Source organism: Cohnella cellulosilytica, from assembly GCF_042431195.1.
Classification (GTDB): domain Bacteria; phylum Bacillota; class Bacilli; order Paenibacillales; family Paenibacillaceae; genus Cohnella; species Cohnella cellulosilytica.
In genome coordinates, this window is the sequence record NZ_JBHMDN010000006.1 from 112,007 (window position 1) to 131,070 (window position 19,064).

At 60.7% G+C, this 19,064-nt stretch carries 10 protein-coding genes; 9 read left to right on the top strand and 1 reads right to left on the bottom strand.

Annotated elements, in window-relative coordinates; translation table 11 throughout:
- Positions 1–12 precede the first annotated feature (12 nt).
- From ACFFT4_RS02795 to ACFFT4_RS02815, 5 genes are all read left to right on the top strand, one after another.
- Complete coding sequence (locus tag ACFFT4_RS02795; protein WP_378044892.1) at positions 13–897, top strand: carbohydrate ABC transporter permease; 885 nt, start codon at positions 13–15, stop codon at positions 895–897.
- A 90-nt stretch (positions 898–987) separates the two neighbouring features.
- The gene (locus ACFFT4_RS02800) at positions 988–2,769 is read left to right on the top strand and encodes an extracellular solute-binding protein (protein ID WP_378044894.1); all 1,782 of its coding nucleotides are present in this window, start codon (positions 988–990) and stop codon (positions 2,767–2,769) included.
- 153 nt (positions 2,770–2,922) lie between these two features.
- The gene (locus ACFFT4_RS02805) at positions 2,923–4,521 is read left to right on the top strand and encodes an alpha-L-fucosidase (protein WP_378044895.1); all 1,599 of its coding nucleotides are present in this window, start codon (positions 2,923–2,925) and stop codon (positions 4,519–4,521) included.
- Positions 4,522–4,535: 14 nt separating this feature from the next.
- Positions 4,536–6,947, top strand: coding sequence for a hypothetical protein (locus tag ACFFT4_RS02810; protein ID WP_378044896.1), 2,412 nt, complete (start codon positions 4,536–4,538; stop codon positions 6,945–6,947).
- A gap of 28 nt (positions 6,948–6,975) precedes the next feature.
- Positions 6,976–7,902 carry a metallophosphoesterase family protein gene (locus ACFFT4_RS02815; protein ID WP_378044898.1) on the top strand — a complete coding sequence of 309 codons (927 nt, stop codon included), beginning with the start codon at positions 6,976–6,978 and terminating at the stop codon, positions 7,900–7,902.
- On the opposite strand, the gene ACFFT4_RS02820 is transcribed toward ACFFT4_RS02815, so the two are convergent.
- Positions 7,865–13,534 carry an InlB B-repeat-containing protein gene (locus ACFFT4_RS02820; RefSeq protein ID WP_378044900.1) on the bottom strand — a complete coding sequence of 1,890 codons (5,670 nt, stop codon included), beginning with the start codon at positions 13,532–13,534 and terminating at the stop codon, positions 7,865–7,867. The two genes, ACFFT4_RS02815 and ACFFT4_RS02820, sit on opposite strands and share 38 nt — an antisense overlap.
- Positions 13,535–13,749: 215 nt before the next feature.
- Here ACFFT4_RS02820 and ACFFT4_RS02825 point away from each other — a divergent pair, with 215 nt between their 5' ends.
- The 4 genes from ACFFT4_RS02825 to ACFFT4_RS02840 all read left to right on the top strand — a co-directional run bounded on the left by ACFFT4_RS02825 (position 13,750) and on the right by ACFFT4_RS02840 (position 19,064).
- Positions 13,750–15,498, top strand: a complete 1,749-nt coding sequence (locus ACFFT4_RS02825; protein ID WP_378044901.1) for a sensor histidine kinase — start codon at positions 13,750–13,752, stop codon at positions 15,496–15,498.
- Positions 15,479–16,600 (top strand): response regulator transcription factor, encoded by a 1,122-nt coding sequence (locus ACFFT4_RS02830; protein ID WP_378044902.1) that lies wholly within the window; start codon positions 15,479–15,481, stop codon positions 16,598–16,600. Before ACFFT4_RS02825 ends, ACFFT4_RS02830 begins: the two co-directional genes overlap by 20 nt.
- Before the next feature lie 192 nt (positions 16,601–16,792).
- Complete coding sequence (locus ACFFT4_RS02835; protein ID WP_378044904.1) at positions 16,793–18,100, top strand: ABC transporter substrate-binding protein; 1,308 nt, start codon at positions 16,793–16,795, stop codon at positions 18,098–18,100.
- An 82-nt stretch (positions 18,101–18,182) separates the two neighbouring features.
- Positions 18,183–19,064 (top strand): carbohydrate ABC transporter permease, encoded by an 882-nt coding sequence (locus ACFFT4_RS02840; RefSeq protein WP_378044905.1) that lies wholly within the window; start codon positions 18,183–18,185, stop codon positions 19,062–19,064.

Here is a 19,064-nt window from a genome sequence, read left to right on the forward strand (position 1 = left end):
TGAAAAACGAACGTGACACGGACCAAGCTTTGGGATGCCGGCTTTTCGATCGGCAATTATGTGCTGCTCTCTCTGATCACCTTTGCCTGTATCTATCCGTTTTACTACATTTTCATCTATTCGCTCAGCGACCCGCTTCAAGCGGGCGGAGGGCTCGTGCTGTGGCCCAAGGGCTTAAACTTCGACAACTACAGGCGGCTTCTGGAGCTGCCCAACATTTCCTCTTCTTTCGTCGTCTCCGTGCTCCGGACGGTGATCGGCACGATCCTTACCGTATTCTGCTGCACCTTGTTCGCCTACATCGTGACGAAAAGAGAGCTGCCGTTCCGCAAGTTCATCTATCGTTTCGTGGTCATTACGCTCTATTTGAACGCCGGATTGATTCCGTGGTATTTGACGATGAAAAGCCTGGGCTTGAAAAACAACTTCCTGCTCTACGTCATTCCCGGAGCGATCGTCGGATTTTACGTCATCCTGATCAAGACGTTTATCGAACAGCTGCCGGCGGCTTTGGAGGAATCGGCGATGATCGACGGCGCGGGGTACTTCACGATTTTCATCAAAATCATCTTTTTCCTGTCGCTGCCGATTATCGCCACGATTGCGGTATTCGCCGCCGTCAACCAGTGGAATACGTGGCAGGACAACTTCTTCCTCGTGTCGGACCCGAAGCTGCAGACGGTGCAGATGGTGCTCTATAACTATTTGAACCAGGTGCAGTCGATCGCCAACATGACGATCCAGGAGCTGAACCGGGGAGAGGCCGCGCGGCAAATTACGCCCCAGGCCGTGCGGATGACGATGACGATGATCGTGACGATTCCGATCCTGTTCGTCTATCCTTTCCTGCAAAGATACTTCGTCAAAGGGCTTATGCTCGGAGCCGTAAAAGGCTGATGCGCCCCGATAATTGATGCCGCAGCACGCACGCGGGTTCGGCATTTCAATTATATAAAGACCAATCAGAAGGATAAGGGAGGCAATACGATGAGCTTTGCCAAGATTTCCGTTCGAAAGGGACTATCGCTGCTGCTGGCGTCTATGCTGCTGGCGTCGACGCTGGCCGCATGCAGCAATGGGAACGGCAAGAACAACGGCGGGGAGGCCCAGTCGCCGAGCCCGACCTCGTCGGAGAGCTCGGGAAGTCCGGGCGCCGAGGAGAGCCCGGAGACGAAGGAGCCCGTCACGTTGACGATGTTCGGCGCGGGCGCGGCCGATATTCCCGGCATTCAGTCCGATCCCGTGGCGAAAGAAATCGAGAGAAAAACGGGCGTGACGCTCGACACGATGGCTTCCGACGAAAACAAGCTGAAGCTGATGCTCGCAGACGGCGATTTGCCCGATATTCTGATGGTCGATCACAAGTATATCAAGCAAATGATCGAAGGCAATCAAGTGATCAATATTGACGATTATTTGAAGACGAACGGACAGGACATCGAGAAGGGCATGCCCGAGACGCTCGAATACTTCAGGCAAAATATGAGCGAAGGCCAGAACAAGCTGTACTTCCTGCCCAACCATACGGGGACTTATGCGGATGTAGGCGCCGCGGCGCCGCAATATGAATATTCGGTCGGATTTTGGACGCGGTGGGATTTGTACAAGGAGCTCGGTTATCCGGAAATCAAGTCGACGGACGATTTCCTGAACCTGCTGGCCGAAATGCAGAAGCTTTATCCGAAGACGGAGGACGGCAAGAAGGTGTACGGCGTATCGGCCTATAACGGCGGTCTCTGGCCGTTTATCATTCAGAACGCCTTTGCGGACGGGTATTTCAACGGGCCGGGCACCTATGTGCAGGACGCCGAAGGCAACGCCTACGAATTGCTGACCGACGAGAACAGCACGTTCTGGAACAGCATGAGATATTTCTTCAAGGCCAACCAGATGGGGCTGCTCGATCCCGAATCGTTTACGCAGCAGATGGATCAATACAGCGCCAAGCTCGACAACCTGCAGCTGCTGTCCAGCATCGCCAACTGGTGGACCGGCGGCGGGAACAAGAAGCTGGCCGACGCGGGCAAGCCCGAAGCCGGCTACGGCATGATTCCGATTACCGGAACGCAGATTTATAAGGGCGGATTCTCCCCGACGGGCTGGAGCGGCAAATATTTGGCGATCTCCAAAAACTCGAAGCATCCGGATCGCGCGGTCGACTTGTTGAACTTTCTGTTCTCCCCGGAAGGCTCGAGACTGGCAGCCAGCGGCGTGGAAGGCGAGCACTGGCAGATGGTCGACGGCAAGCCGGAGATGACCGACGAGACGATCAACCTGTCGAAAACGATGGAAAAGTTCGGAGATACGACCGGAATCGGCAAATACGGCAACCTGCAAGGGCTGGACGATTTTGTCGTGAATCCGGCCGACGGCGAGCTGATCAGCCTGTTCTACACGCCGAAAGTATTCCAGACGAGACTGACGCCGCTTGACAAGGCATACAGCGAGCATTACGGAGCGACGTATCCCGGAGAGGCGCTCGAGAAGCTGGTGCAGGAAGGGAAAATCTCGTGGGGCGCATTCGATACGACCGTCCAGACCGGACTCGCCAGCGCGCCCGACGATATTAAGCGGATCGACGCGAAGGTCGAAGAGCTGGTCAAGACCACGATGCCGAAGATCATCCTGTCCAAGGACGAGGCGGAGTTCAACAAGGTGAAGGAAGAATTCCTGGACAACCTGAATAAAGTAGACTACGACAAATCGAAGCAGTTCTGGGATCAGAACTGGAAGGATTCGCTGGCCAAAACGACCGTACTGAAACGGTAAAACGCGATCGGGCGGGGGAGAGCCAAACGGAGCTGCGGAGAATGCGATGGGCTTCTCGTCCATTGGATTCCGCGTACGCCGTCTCGCCGCCCGATCTTTTTTTCTCCCGCCTATCTACTATCTACTACGAGCCAAGAGAGAAGGTTTGATGAAATGACCGTTAAGCTGGCAGTCCCTACCCCTCAGCAGGTGGAGTGGCACAATACCGAGATCGGCATGTTTATCCACTGGGCGCCCAACGTCTATCAGGATCAGGAGTACGACGATCTGTCGACGCCGCTGGATCGGATCAATCCGTCGGAGCTGGACACCGAACAGTGGGCTTCCGTGGCCGAGTCGCTGGGCGCGAAATATATCGTGATGGTCGCCAAGCACGTCGGCGGCTTCTGCATGTGGCAGACGGATACGTGCGAGTACGGCGTCAAGAATACGCCCTGGAGGGACGGCAAGGGCGACGTGCTGCGCGATCTCTCCGAATCCTGCCGGAAGCGGGGGCTCAAGCTTGGCATCTATTTGAGCCCCCAGGACATCTACAACGGAGCGCAGCTTGCGGGCCGATGCGAGACGCCGGAGGCGCAGGAGAAGTACAATAAGATATACCGGACCCAATTGGAGGAGGTGCTGAGCCGCTACGGCGAAATATTCGAGGTATGGTTCGACGGCGGCCAAGAAATCGAGGTCGGCGATCTCTTGGAGCGATACGTTCCGAACGCGGTGTATTTCCAGAGCAAGCACGCCTCCATCCGCTGGGTCGGCAACGAGGAAGGGATCGCCACCTATCCGGCCTGGAGCGCGGTAAGAGCCGATTCCGACGCGGCCAGAGGGCAGGGCACGATTCAGCACAGCGATCCGAACGGAGAAATCTGGATGCCGATGGAGTGCGACGCGCGCATTCGCAATACCTGGTTCTGGAACACGAAGAACGAAAGCACGGTCAAAAGCCTCGACCATCTAATGGAGCTGTACTACAGATCGGTCGGCAACGGCGCCGTTCTTCTTCTTAACGCCAACCCCGATCCGTCCGGCCGAATCCCGGAGCCGGATGCGCGGCGCGCGAAGGAGTTCGGGGACGAGGTGCGCCAAAGATTCGCCCATGCGCTGGGCGAGACCGGCGGCTCCGGCCATACGTTGGACATGGATCTGGGCGGGCCGACGAAAATCGACCATATCGTCATCCGCGAGGACATTCGTTACGGCGAGCGCATTCGCTCCTATGAAGTGCTCGGCTTCGACGGAGAGCGCTGGCTGAAGCTGTGCAGCGGCACGGCGGTCGGACACAAGAGAATTGAGCGAATCGCCGAGGCGACGCTGCACAAGCTGCGGCTCAACGTGCTGAAGGCGGCCGACGAGCCGCGAATCGCGAGCTTGGCGGCGTATTACACCGGGGCGGCCACCGTATTCAGTCCGAATATTCAATCGGAGCGCAAAAAAGTAGGCGAATGGGGTCCGGAGCTGTTCATCTACAAAAAAGACCGCAAGAGCACGGAGACGTACGACATCGGGGATCTGATCGACGACGCGGGGCAGTATGCGCTGTATTTCGACAACGCCGACGGCGGGGCAAGCGGCGTTCGCGCCGAGAGCGTGCGCCTGCTGCTGAACGACGCTTCCTATCCGCAATTCGTGTCGCGGGTCGAGGATCGATACAGAATCAATATTACGGGATTGGGCCAGCGCATTCGGCTGGAGCTGGAGCTTTATTGCGAGCCGGGCAACGACGGGTTCGGCAATATTTGGCTCGAGAAGCTGTAGGGAGCATGAACGCCATGATCAACTTGTCGGCGGGAAGCCTGAGGATTGTTCTCGATTCTGCGGGGAAGCTCGTCGGTCTGAACCGTTCGGAGAACGGCAGGGAGTACGCCGCCGCCCGATGCGAATCGCCCTTCATCCGCATCGTTGTCGAAGGGAAGGCGGAGGCGCCTTCATCGGCGAGCTATGACGGCGGAACGGGAACGCTGACGTTCGCGTTCGCGGATAGCGGCGCGCGGGTAGAGGTCGTCTATACGAGCGCTTTGCGTTATGCCGCATTCGAAGCGACGCGCATCGTCGGCGCGGATGCGGACGCGCTCGTGTGGGGGCCGTACGCGACCTCCGTTGCGGATTCGGTCGGAGAATCGGTCGGCGTCGTGCACGACGGAGACTTTGCGATCGGCCTGCAGTCGCTCAATATGAAAACGGTCGGCGGTTGGCCGATTGAGCTTGTATCGCCGTTTGATCCGGCGGAGGCGGAGCGCGCGAACGACCGGCCCGATCCGAATGGCGGCGGACATTCGCCGTCGGACATGAAATTCCCCTATGCGGCTTGCACCGCATGGCCGCTTGACGGAGGCAGCCTGCTGCAAGCGTTCGCGCGGAACCGGTCGAAGGCGGCCCGGCGAACGGTATGGAATTTGCCGGATGTTCCGGTAGCGCCGATCGGCGGAGACGACGCGGGCATCGTCGGCACGAGAATCGCTTTGTTCGGCTGTCCGGCGGGAGAAGCACTGGACACGATCGAAGCGATCGAGCTTGGGGAAGGGCTGCCGCATCCGCTGTTCGAAGGCGTCTGGGGCAAGAAATCGCCGGGCGCGAACCAGTCGTATTTCATTACCGATTTTACCGAAGCGACGATGGCCGACGCGGTTCGCTATACGAAGGAAGCCGGCCTGAAGTACGTCTATCATCCCGATCCGTTCGGGCAATGGGGCCATTTCGCGCTCAAGGAAAGAAGCTTTCCGAACGGGGACGACGGTCTGCGCGATTGCGTCAGGCTGGCGGAGGGCGAGGGTGTACGCGTCGGCCTGCATACCTTGTCGAACTTTACGACGCTAAACGACCCGTATGTCGCGCCGGTCCCCGACGAACGGCTGCAGACGGTCGGCGCGTCGCGCCTGGTTTCGAGGATGGAGGAGACTGCGGGGGACCTCGAGGTGGACGATCCCGGCCCGTTTACGGTCCGGCTGTTCCGGCAAACGGCGCGAATCGGCAGCGAGCTGATCGAGTACGACGCCGTGACGGACGGCGCCCCGTGGAAGCTGCTCAACGTGAAACGCGGAGCGAACGGCACGACGGCTTCCGCACACGAGCCGGGGACGGAAATCAGTCGGCTGTGGGATCATCCTTACGATGTGCTGTTTCCGAGCTTCGAGCTGCAGGACGAGTACAGCGCGCGCATCGCCGAGCTGTTCCGCGCGACCGGCGTCAAGCAAATCTCGTTCGACGGCCTGGAGGGCCTGTACGCGACCGGACAGGACGATTACGGCGTGAGCCGGTTCGTGCGCAGGTGTTACGACGGCTGGGGCGAAGAAGTGATCAACGACGCCAGCATCGTCGTGCCGAATTACCTGTGGCACATCTTCACGCGGTTTAACTGGGGCGAACCGTGGGGCGCGGCGACGCGCGAGGGCCAACTGGAATGGCGGCTCGCCAACCAGCGATATTTCGCCCGGAACTTCATTCCGCCGATGCTCGGCTGGTTTCTGATTCGCACCGCGTCCGATCGCTTCGAGGCGACGGCGCCGGACGAGATCGAATGGGTGCTGTCGAAGGCGGCGGGGTATCGGGCGGGCTTTGCACTGGTGGCCGATATGCCCGTTCTGGAACGCATCGGGAACAGGGAGAGGCTGCTCGGGGCTGTGCGCTGCTGGGAATCGGCGCGACTGGCGGGCGCGTTCACGCCGGAACAGCGGGAGAGGCTGCGCGATCCGAAGAGCGACTGGCATCTGGAGCCTGCGGACGAAGGAGAGTGGACGCTGTATCCGGTCGAGCTCTCCAAGCCGTTCGTCTGCAGCCCTTCCGAGCTGCAGCCCGGTCAGCCGGGCGGGGCGGATTGGGCGTATTATAACCGGCATGCCGAACAACCGCTGAGGCTCTGCCTGCGCGTAATCCCGTCGTACGGCAGCGAGGACGCCGCGGTGCGACGGCCGACCTTCTATATCGGCAGCGCCTGCCTGATCTTCGACACGGAGGTGGCGGCCAATGAGTACCTCGTCTGCGACGGAGACCGGTTCGGCCGAATCTACGACCGCGACTGGAACCTGCTCCGCACCGTTCGCGCCCCGGCGGACGGGCCCGTCGTTCGGAGCGGAGGACAGACGATTTCGTTCAGCTGCAAATTTACGGGCGACCCCAAGCCTGTTGTCAGCGTTAAAATAATGACCCGGGGATTGCCGGAAACGGTGCGAGCGCCGGGGCGATAGACATCGATAGGGAAAAGAGGGAAGCGGGATGGAACAGGGATTGCGATTTCGGGAGGACGGCACGTTTACGATTGTCCAGTTTACGGATTTGCACTGGCAGAACGGCGATGAGAAGGACCGGCGCACAAGGGCGCTCATGGACGCCGTGCTGGAGGCGGAGCGGCCCGATCTGGTTGTGTTTACGGGGGATGCGATCTCCGGAGGAGAATGTGCGGACCCGCGCAGATCGCTGCGGGAAGCGGTGGACGCGGCCGAGTCCAGGGGCTTGCCGTGGGCGGCGGTGTTCGGCAACCACGATGCGGAAGGAAGCGTCAGCCGGGCGGAGCTGCTGGACGTGCTGCTGGAGCACAAGCACAGCGTGACAAGGCATACGGAAGGGGTAAGCGGCTTCGGCAACTATATGCTGGAAATCCGGGGCAGCGGCGGCGGGACGGGAGCGGCGCTGTATTTTCTGGATAGCGGGGATTATTCGCCGGTCGGCCGTATTGAAGGCTACGACTGGATTCGCCGAGACCGCATCGACTGGTATGCCGGCGCGGCGGCGGACTTGGCCGCCCGCAACGGGGGCGCGCCGCTGCCCGCGCTTGCTTTCTTCCATATTCCGCTGCCGGAATACGGCGAGGTCTGGGACAAGCAAATCTGCCACGGCAGCAAGCTGGAGCGGGTGTGCGCGCCGCGGGTCAACTCGGGCATGTTCGCGGCGATGGTCGAAGCGGGCGACGTGATGGGAACGTTCGTCGGTCATGACCATATCAACGACTACTGGGGAGAGCTGCACGGCATCCGGCTCTGTTACGGACGCGCGACCGGCTACAACACCTATGGGCAGGACGGCTTCCCGCACGGCGCGCGGATGATCCGACTGCGGGAAGGGGAACGTACGTTCTCTTCCTGGCTGCGGCTGGACGACGGCACCGTCATCGTCTCGCAGAAGGAGCATCTGCCGGAAGCCTGATCCGCAGTCCAGTCATCTCCATTTGATCCAGGCTTAACAGAGTCGTCTCGGTCGCTTTGACGATATCGTCGAGCGCCCAATGGCGGGCCGGGACGTCCTGCCATTGCAGCTTCCGCTCCGCGAAGACGCGCGCCTCGGCTCTGCCGGTCAGCCGGTTAAACAGGGTGGCCGCCTCCGCCCGGGTCAACAGACGATCCGGATGGAAGCTGCCGCCGGCATCGCCGATCATGAAGCCCGCGGCAGCCGCCGCGGCGATGCTCGGCTCTTCGGGGTGGCCCTTCGCATCCGCGAAGTTCGCCTTCATTCCTTGCGCGGACAGCCCTTTCCACCTGACGATAATCGCCGCCATTTCCGCTCGCGACATTTTCGCCGCAGGCTGGAACTTGCCCTCCGCGTTTCCGGGCATAATGCCCGCGCCGCTCACCGCCGCAATCGCTTCGGCGTGCCACAGCCCCGCCGTCACGTCCGGGAAGAACGGACCCGCCGCCGCAGGCTGGAAGCCTTCCTCCTGCAGCAAGCGATAGAGAATAACGGCGACCTCGGCTCTGGTCAGCAGGCCGTCGGGATTAAAGCGGCCTCCGTGGAGGCCCGTCATGTACGCCGGAAGCTTGACGGCTTGCAGCGACAGGAGCGTTAACGTGCCGGTTTTCCCTTCCGGGAGGTTCGCTTCGAATGCGGCGGGCCGCCCGTCTTCTCCGTAGCGGACATGGCCGTCCAACAGCCGCGTTTGGCCGTCCCCGCCTATGAAATAGAACGCCAAGGAGTTCAGGAAGGCGCGCATGGCCGCCGCATCCTTCGGCACGCTCGCCGCCGCCAGCGGCATGGACACCGCGTTCGCCTTTCCGGCAGGGTCGACATCAATATGCAGCGGATCTCCGAGCGCCCTCGCCCCGTGGCCTGCCGTCTCTTCCTTCACCTCGTTCGAACCGACGGACCGCCCGATCGTCTTCGCGCGCGCGTCCTTGTCGACGATCGGCGTCAAGATAAGCCGCAAATCCTGGCTCTGCGCCGCCGCCAACGTCGTCTTCGAAGCCGTCAGCGTCGCGAACGATGTCTCGACAGCCAGCGGCATCGTTTTCAGCTTGTCCGCGGAGGCTGCGGGGATGCGGACGATCAACTTGTCGGCCGGATCGTCCGGGAGATCGCCGACGATGAGCTTGACGAGACGGCCGCCGTGTCGGGCGGCGTGCTCCACGACCTTATCCGCCGTTGCTTCATCGAGCAGGACGCGGTCCTCCTGCTTGCCGTCGGGACTCTCCGTTCTTGTCACTTTAATCTCGAAGCTGGCCTCGTCGATGCCAAGTACGCGTACGATCGCTTGCCGTTCTTTCTCTTCGACCGTTTCGTCGGAAGCCGGTAGAGGTCTCCATTGCGCGAATAAGGTCCTATTTTCGAAAATCTCCAGCTCGTCCCCCTCGAGGTAACGTTCGCCGCTGCCGTCCGCGGCGGCATTCCAGCCTGCGAACCTGTAGCCGGGCTTTACAAGCGTTCCGTTGTCGAGCACGATCACGATGTCGCCCCCGGCGTAGCCGGTGCCGTCCAGCGGATGGTTGCCGTCCGTGGCGCCGTTGCCGTCGTAAACGATCGAGTACGTATCGGACGGCGTCCATTGGGCGTACAGCGTTACGTCCGCAGAGGCGATCGTCAGGCCCGCCCCCGCCGTATAAGGCGTTCCCGAGCCGTCGGCCGCGGTGTTCCAGCCTGCGAACGAGTTGCCGAGGTTGGCCAGCGTGCCTCTTCCGGCAACCGCTGCCGTCGATCCGGCCAAATAGTCGTTGTTGTCGACCGGGACGCTGCCGCGGGTGCTGCCGTTGCCGACATAGGAGACCGTATAGGTCGGGTCTTTCGTCCACTGCGCATACAGCCCCAGATCTGCGGCTCCCATCGGGACGATCTCTCCGGCCGCATAGGGCGTACCCGTTCCGTCGGCTTTCGTATTCCATCCCCCAAACGTATAGCCGTAATACGCCAACGGCTCTTTCGGCAGCAGCGTGACGGATTCTCCCGCCACGTAAGCATGTCCGTCCGTCGGTTCCGCTCCGGCTGTGGCGCCGTTCCGGTTATACGTCACGAAGTAGGTGGGGATCAAGGACCAACGGGCATACAGAACGACATCGCCGTCGCCGATTTGAAGCGGGTTTCCGGGCGTGTACGAGGAGCCGCCTCCGCTTGGCTGCGTCGACCATCTCGCGAAGTTATACCCCGTTCTCGTCAGCGTGCCTTGGGGCTGCACGGTCGCCCAATCGTTCTTCAAATACGCCGCAGAATCGACCGGAGCCGTTCCTCCCGTTGCGCCGTTGCCGTTGTAAGAAACGGTGTAGAGCGGCAGCCACTGCGCGTACAGCGTCACATTTGCCGCCGCAAGGATGAACGGCTCGCCGGCTTCGTAATCCGTGCCGCTGCCGTCGCGCTTCGTATTCCAGCCGTCGAATCGGAAGCCTTCGTTCACAAGTGTTCCGGCGCCCAATACCGACGCGACTTCTCCGGTCATATAAATGCCGTCGTCGTCGAGCGGACTGCCGCCCGTCGCGCCGTTGCCGTCATAGGTCACGGAATATACGGGAACCGGCGTCCATTTCGCGTACAGCGTCACATCGTCGCCGGCGATCGTCAACCCCTGGCCCGGCGCGAGGACCGGCCCCGTACCGTCCTGTCGGATGGTCCAGCCGACGAACGTAAACCACTGCCTTTCGAGCGTTCCCGAATCCTGGACCGGAACGTGCGCGCCCGACAAGTAAGCGCCGGAGTCGCTCGGGGCGACGCCGCCGGTCGCGCCGTTGCCGTCGTATACGACGGAGTAAGTGGCGGCGGGCGTCCATTGCGCGTACAGTCTGACGTTGGCGGGAGGCATGCTCATCGTCGATCCTGCCGCGTAATGGACGCCGCTGCCGTCGGCTTTCGTGTTCCAGCCCGTAAAGGCGGCCCCGATTTTCGTCAAAGCGCCTTGCGAGGCGACGGCTGCCGGGTCCCCGGTCAGATAAACGCCGGAGTCCGTCGGCGCGCTGCCGCCGGTCGCGCCGTTGCCGTCATACGCAACGGTGTAGCCAGGCACGGCCAACCACGTCGCATACAAGATCAGATCCTCCGCAGGCATCGGGAAAGTCTCGTTCTCGGCGTACGAATCCCCGCTGCCGTCCTGCTGCGTATTCCAGTCGGCGAATACGAATCCGTCCTTCGTCAACGTTTCGGGTCCGAGCACCGTGACCGTCGTGCCGGCAAAGTAGCTGTTGCCGTCGACAGGAACGCTCCCGCCCGCGCTGCCGTAGACCGCATACGTAACCGAATAGGTCTGGCCGGGCGCCCATGTCGCGTACAGCGTCACGTTCGCCGCTCCCATCGCGAAGCTCGTTCCGGCCGCATAGCTCGTTCCGCTGCCGTCGGCCTCCGTGTTCCAGCCCGCAAAGCTGTCTGTCCCATTGACCAAATCCGTGTTCGGCAGTACCGTAACCGACGCGCCGCTGGGATAAAGGACGGCATCGGTTGGGGGCGCGCCTGCCGCTCCGTTCGCGTCGTACGTTACCGAATACGTCGGAATCGGGTCCCACATCGCGTACAGGATTGCGTTCGCCGCTCCTATCGTCAACGCGGAGCCTGTCGCATAATTTGTCCCGCTGCCGTTGGCGGCCGTATTCCAGCCTCCGAACGCATATCCCGTCCTTGCCAGCGTTCCGCTCCCGAGCACGGTCGCCGTCGTACCTGCCGCATAGCTGCTGCCGTCGACGGGAACGCCGCCGCTTGTGGGACCGTTGCCGTTATAGATGACCTTATAGGTGGGGATAGGCGTCCATATCGCATACAGCGTCACGTTGGCCGCTCCCATCGCGAACGTGAAGCTTGCCGCATAGTTCGTGCCTGTGCCGTTGGCGGCCGTATTCCAGCCCCCGAACGTATAACCTGATCTTGTCAGCGTTCCGCCGCCGAGCACGGTTACCGTCGCGCCTGCCGCATAGCTGGCGCCGTCCGTTGGAGCGGCTCCGCCTGTCGCGCCGTTGCCGTTATAAGCGACCTTGTAGGTAGGGATGAGCGTCCACTTGGCATACAGCGTTACGTTGGCCGCCCCCATCGCGAACGCGGAGCCAGGCGCATAGTTCGCTCCGGTGCCGTTGGCTGCCGTATTCCATCCGTCGAACGTATAGCCGGTTCTCGTCAGCGTTCCGCCGCCAAGCGCCGTTACCGTCGCGCCTGCCGCATAGCTGGCGCCGTCCGTCGGAGCGGCTCCGCCCGTCGCGCCGTTGCCGTTATAAGCGACCTTGTAGGTGGGGATGAGCGTCCATTTGGCATACAGCGTCACGTTGGCCGCCCCCATCGCGAACGTGGAGCCCGCCGCATAGTTCGTCCCGGTGCCGTTGGCGGCCGTATTCCATCCGGCGAAGGTGTATCCGGCTCTCGCCAGCGTTCCGCCGCCGAGCACGCTTACCGTCGCGCCTGCCGCATAGCTGGCGCCGTCCGTCGGAACGGCTCCGCCTGTCGCGCCGTTGCCGTTATACACCACCTTGTAAGTCGGATTGATCGTCCACTGCGCGTACAGCGTCGCGTTGGACGTTCCCATCGCGAAGGCGGAGCCTGGCGCATAGTTCGTGCCGGTGCCGTTGGCGGCCGTATTCCATCCGGCGAAGGTGTATCCGGCTCTCGCCAGCGCGCCCGCCGCCTTCACTGTGACCGTCGCGCCGACCGAATAAGCCGCCGCGTCCGCGGGCGGGCTGCCGCTTGTCGAACCGTTGCCGTTATAGGTCACCGAGTAGGTTGCCGGCGTCCACTGCGCGTACAGCGTCAAATCCGCGTTCATCTTCACGGTTGCCCCCGCCGCATAGCTTGTCCCGGCGCCATTCGCCGCCGTGTTCCACCCGGCGAAATTGTACCCCGTTCTCGTCAGCGTTCCGCTTCCCTGAACCTGGGCGTTCGCTCCGGTGGCGAAGTACACCGTGCTGCCGCTGCCGCCCGTATTCCCGTTGCCGTTGTACGTCAGCGCGGAGCCGGGTTGTACATTCGCGATCGTGATGTTGTCGAGTTGAAGCTTTGCGGGCGCGACGCCTCCCGCGAACGACCACCAAATTCCGATCGTCACCACGTTGCCGTAGTTGAAAGGCTTTCCGCCGTTTAACCAGCTCGACAGCCTTAGCGTGCTTGTCGAGGATAGCGTTCTGTTCGGTTGACCGCTGCCATAATTGCTGACCGTGTCGATCACCGATCCGTTCTTGTCGTAGAAAGTCAAATTAAGAAAGTTCATCACGGCGCCGTTCTGAGTCGAACGAATGCCCAAATCCTTAAACGTGAAGCTTCTGTTCACCGTTGTCCATTCCGCCTGAATGAACAGGTTTCCGGTCTGGTTCGCATCCGTCTGGCTGGCCGCTGTAAGGCTCGTGCCGCTTTGCGCGAACCCGTTGGAGACTCTGAACTTGTCCCCGACTTTTCGGTAGCCGCCTTCGTTGAGACCCAGCGTTCCGCCGAAGTCGTACGTGCCGTCCGCCGTTCCGTTGGAGACGGCGCCTGCTTTTCCGGGCACGGCAACCATGCACAGCGTCAAAGCGAGCAGCAGCAGAGAGGCGACTCTCGTTGTCTCGCGAATGCGGACCGTGATTCCGACGCCGCTCCTGCCGGCTTTCGACAAAAACCTTTTTGATGGACTGATCATTGCGAATACTCCTCCTGCGCGTGAGCGCGCCCGTCCAAGCAGGCGCTCTTCCGAAAATATAATCAAACTGTACGGTATGGTTTGATTCGATTATAGCATGAGATTTGTCAAAATTATACGTTGGGTTCCTTTATTCCCCTCCCTCCGACACTTGACCGATCGCCTCCTCTTGAAGGAAAATGAAAGCGCTTCTAGGTTTCGGGGGAGGGGAGAACGTGAATTGGCGCAAATGGCAGTCGATCAAAAGCAAAATTCTGGTCTCGTTTATTGTTCTGCTGGCGATTCCGATGGCGCTGGTCGCCGTGTTCAACTATTTGAAGAGCGCCTCGATTCTGGAGGACAAAGCCAGAGAGCAGTTTCAATATTTGTCCGAGGCGACGAACCAGCAGTTCACCCAATATGTGAAAAATCTCGATACGCTGTCGATGAATGTCGTCGAATCGCCGATCATTCAGTCGAGGCTGACGCAGCCGTTCGTGCCGGCGGTCTCCTGGACGACCAAGCAAATCGAGGAAGAGTTCGAAGTGAAGAAATTTCTCAACGGCATCCACAAGCTGACCCCCGGACTGTCCGGCATCGCCGTATACGGCTATAACGGCATTGTCGATTATACGCATCCCGACCGGAACTTCGTGCCCGAATTCGATTACGCCCAAGAGGACTGGTACAAAAAGGCGGTTCAGGGCAACGGGAAATGGGTGCTCGGCGGCAGGAGAGTGGAGCGGGAATTCGACTTCTACCAAGGGCGGGGCGAGATCGAGGTCGTCACGTTCGCGCGGCTGATCAAAAGCCTGAATTCGCTGCAGCCGATGGGCGTGCTGGCGATCAATATGAAAATCAGCGAATTCGAGAACATTCTCGGCATTGCCGACAGGGGCCGGCAGGTCGTCATCCTGGACGAGGACGGCCGCACGATCCTGTCCACGAACGGCGCGGAGGAGCGGCTTCACGACGCGAACTGGCTGCAGATCAGCTCGGCCTCTCCGGTTACCGGATGGACAAGCATTCATCTGACCTCGAAGGAGGAACTGTTCCAGGAGTCGAAAAATATTCGCAGCTTCATCATGGTGCTGACGATTGTGCTGGCGGCCATCGCGGTCGTGCTGGCGAATCTGCTGTCGTCGAGCATCGTCAAACCGCTGCAGACGCTGAAGAACAAAATGCGGCAAATCGAGAAAGGCGATTTCCAAGGAGAAATCATGCCCGCGCACCGGGACGAGGTCGGGGAGCTGACGCAGCGCTTCAATCGGATGATGGTGCGCATGATGGGGCTGCTGGAGGAGAACCGCCATCGCGAGCAGCAGAAGGCGCAGCTGGAGATGGATGCCCTGCAGGCGCGCATCAATCCCCATTTCCTGTACAATACGTTGATGGCGCTGCGCATTCAGGCGGTTACGGACGGGAATCGCAAGCTGGGCGAGCTGATCGCTTCGCTGGTGCATCTGCTCAAGTTCAGCGCCAAGAACAAGCGGAAGATGATCAAGCTGCGGGACGAGCTGGAATTGATCGCGCAGTACGTCAAGCTGATGCAGCTTCGCAACGAGAGCTTCGATTTTCGGCTGGAGGCCGATCCGGATCTGGCGGAGCATCTGACGTTTCCCTTCCTGCTGCAGCCCATCGTAGAGAACTCGGTCTTTCACGGCATCGGTCCTCTGCGGCGCCGCGGGAACATCCGGGTGACGGTGAGCAAGAGCGACGGGCAGATCGTCGCGGTCGTGGAGGACGACGGCGTCGGCATGGACGCCGAGGCCAGCTCCAAGCTGCTGGAAGCGGCGGCAGAGACGGAAGGCGGGGAACAGTATCATAAAATCGGCGTTCGCAACGTGTACGAACGGCTGAAGAGGCAGTTCGGCGAAGCCGCCGACATCGAGGTGGACAGCAGGCCGCAAGCCGGCACGAGGGTGTCGGTTCGCTGGCCGGTCCTGACGGAAGGGGAGGAATCGCATGAGAGTGCTGCTGGTTGAAGACGAGACGATCGTCCGCCGGTTCATCAAATCGTTGATCGACTGGGAAGCGCACGGCTTCGAGGTGGCGGGGGAAGCGGCCAACGGGGAGGAAGCCTGGACCTTGCTGGAATCCGAGCCGATCGATATCGTGCTGACCGATATTCGCATGCCGGCGCTGAGCGGGTTCGAGCTGATCGAACGGCTGGCGAAGCGCGGATGGCCTTGCGAAGTCGTCATTCTGAGCAGCTACGACGACTTCGAATACGTTCGCACGGCGCTTCAATTGAACGTCAGCGACTACGTGCACAAGGCGACGATCTCCGAGGAGGAGCTGCTCGGCTGCCTGAACAAGGCGAAGGACGATTGGCTGAAACGGCGGGAGCAGGAGCTGGCGCTAACCGCCCGCGTCGCCGGATCGTCGTTAAGCCGCCGGGACGGCATTGCCGTAAACCTGCTGAAGCTGGCGCTGGACGAAGAAGCGGACCGGCGCAGGCTGAAGCTGCTCAGCGAAGGGCTGTCGCTCTGGAACGAGCCGTTCCAGGCGGCGCTGGCGCATATGCCGGCGGAGGAAGGCGCCGCGGTGGCGGACGAGGACGGACGCGCGCTGGCGTTCGCATACGGAGAGTGCCGGATCGTCGCCGGCGGCCAGGGCGTCGAGACGTTGGCCGCCGGCTTGTCGGCGGAGGCTCTCGTCCGCCACGACCGCCCGATCCCCTTCTCCGAATGGCCCGAGGCCTACGCGTCGATGAAGCGGAAGCTGGAGGAACGGTTGGAGGAGCGCCGCCGGGCCAAGTCGCTTCATCTGTGCATTCGCCAAGCCATGGATTATTTGCAGGTTCATTACATGGACGAGCTGACAATGGAGACCCTATGCGAGGAAGTGCATATGAGCCCGGCCTACTTCAGTCGTCTCTTCCAGAAGGAGACGGGAGTCACGTTCACCGCGTATTTGACGAATCTCCGCCTGCAGGAGGCCAAGCGCCTGCTGGTGCATACCGACTATCCGGTATACGAGATCGCCGAGCGGGCGGGCTACCGCAACACCCGCTATTTCATGAAGCTGTTCAAGGAGACGGTCGGATTCACGCCGACCGAGTACCGCGAAAGGCCCGGTCATTAAACATGACCTAAATGACAACAAAATGGACTTGCTTCGCGAATGGGGGACCCAGGGCGGCGATTATCGCCCGGATAAGGTCAAGAGAGGAGACCTGTTGGTCATGACGGTCTCCTTTTGCCATTGCGGCGATGGACATACAATTAAAAGTGTAGTTGCAAGCGTTTACAAACTTCTGGAGGGGACAGGGATATGATGAGCAAAAAGCTGTTATCAATCGTGCTTGGCGCGATGCTGCTGCTGACGGCATGCGGCGGCAACGAAGGAAAATCGGAGGGACAGACGACCCCGGGGCCGTCCTCGGCCGGCCCGTCGGAGCAGGCGTCGCCGGGCGGAGCGAGCGGAGACGCATCCGGCACCGTCAACGTGCTGACACAGGCGCTCGAGCCGACGAAGATGCTGGAGAAGTTCGCCGCCGAGCATCCGAATATCAAGGTGAACTGGGAGACGATCGGGGGCGGCAAAATTTCCGAGGTGATCAAAACCCGGCTGGCGGCCGGCGGCGAGAACGTCGATCTGATCACCCCGCTGCGGCCAGACTACCTGCAGCTGGCCAAAACCGGCCAATTGGTGGATTTGAGCGACCTGTCGTACCTGGACAACTACAATCCCGCGGTGATCGACGGGGGCAAGGTGGACGGCAAGCTGTACGCGCTTTCCCTGTCGATGAACTTCTATGTCACCTGGTACAACAAGACGATGTTCGACAAGCACGGCCTGAAGGAGCCGACGAACTGGGAAGAGTTCCTGGCCGTATGCGAGGCGTTGAAGCAGGCGGGAGAAGTGCCGATCGTCATCGGCTCCAAGGATTACGGCGAGAACAATCACTTCAGCACGATTCCTTACGGCTCGCTGCTCAGCGACGATCCGACCTGGGTGCAAAAGGTATCGGCGGGTGAGACGAAATGGACCGACCCGGCATCGATCGCGGCGATGGAAAGGTACAAGCTGCTGGCGGACAAAGGGTATTTCATCGACGGAGCGCTCGGCATCGGCAAGGATCAGGCGTACCAGATTTTCTATCAAGGCAAAGCCGCGATGATCTCTCAGCAGGTAGGCGTTATCGAGTTTCTGGCGGCGAATACGCCGGACTTCGAGGTCGGCGCCTTCGCGCCTCCGGGCAACGATCCGGGCCAGGAGCTTCGTCTTCCGTTCTCGGGCGGCCACACGATGGCGCTCTACAACGGCAGCAAGAACAAGGAAGCCGCCGCGGTGTTCATGGAGTTTATCTCGCAGACCGAGAACGCCCAGCTCATGACGACGGAGATCAACCTGCCGAGCTCGGTGAAAGGCGTGCAGTACGATTTCCACCCGATCGCCCAGGTGCTGATGCCGATGCTGACGATGCCGACAGCGGACCTGATGCACGCGGTCGTGCTGCCGCAGACGAAGAACGTGCTTGCCACCGCGTTCCAACGCATCATTTCCCAGGAGAAAACGTCAATCGAAGATTTGGCGAAAGAAGTGCAGGCCATGACGGATAAGGAACTTGCGGCCCAGTAAGGCGGGCCAGTCATCCAGGGAGCTTCGGGGGGAGAGCGTTCTTTTCCCGAGGCTTCCGTCAGAATGAAGGTGAGCAGTCGTTATGAAACGAAGAAGGACGTTCAGTTTGCTGGTGTTTATCCTGCCTTCCGCCCTCATCTATACGTTGTTCGTGATGTATCCGAGCTTAAGCGGATTGTACTATTCCCTGACCAATTGGGACGGCATCTCCCCCAGCTACAAGCTGATCGGGCTGAGCAATTTCCGGGAGATTTTCCAAGATCCCTTGTTCTATAAATCGGTGAAAAACTCCTTCACCTTCGCGTTCCTGGTCGTCGTCATCAAAAACGCACTGGCGCTGGGCTTCGCGATTCTGCTGGACAAGAAGCTGAGGCTGACCGGATTTTTCCGCAGCGTGTTTTTTATGCCGGCCATTCTGAGCTCGATTATCGTGGCATACACGTGGGTGACGATCCTGAATCCCGTGTTCGGCTCGTGGCAGACGCTGTTCCAGGCGATCGGGCTGGACGGCATCGCCAAACTCGACTTGCTGGGGAGCCGCTCGACCGCGCTGTACTCGGTCGTCTTCGTCTCCATCTGGCAGAACATGGGCTACGCCATGGTGATTTACCTGGCCGGCCTGCAGACGATTCCGGGCGATCTGTACGAATCGGCCGGCATGGACGGCGCGGGGCGCTGGAAGCAGTTCCTGCACGTCACGTTCCCGCTGATCGCGCCGGCGCTGACGATCAACCTGATTTTGTCGACGGTGAACGCGCTGAAGGAGTTCGATCTCGTCTACATTTTGACGGGCGGCGGCCCGTTCGACTCCTCGCAGGTGATCGGCACGGCGATCTACAAGATTGCGTTCGAAATGAATCGCTTCGGCTACGGGATTGCGATGTCCCTGATTCTGTTCCTCATCATTGCCGTCATCTCGCTTGGACAGCTGAGATATTTGAAGAAGCGGGAGGTGGAGTATTGA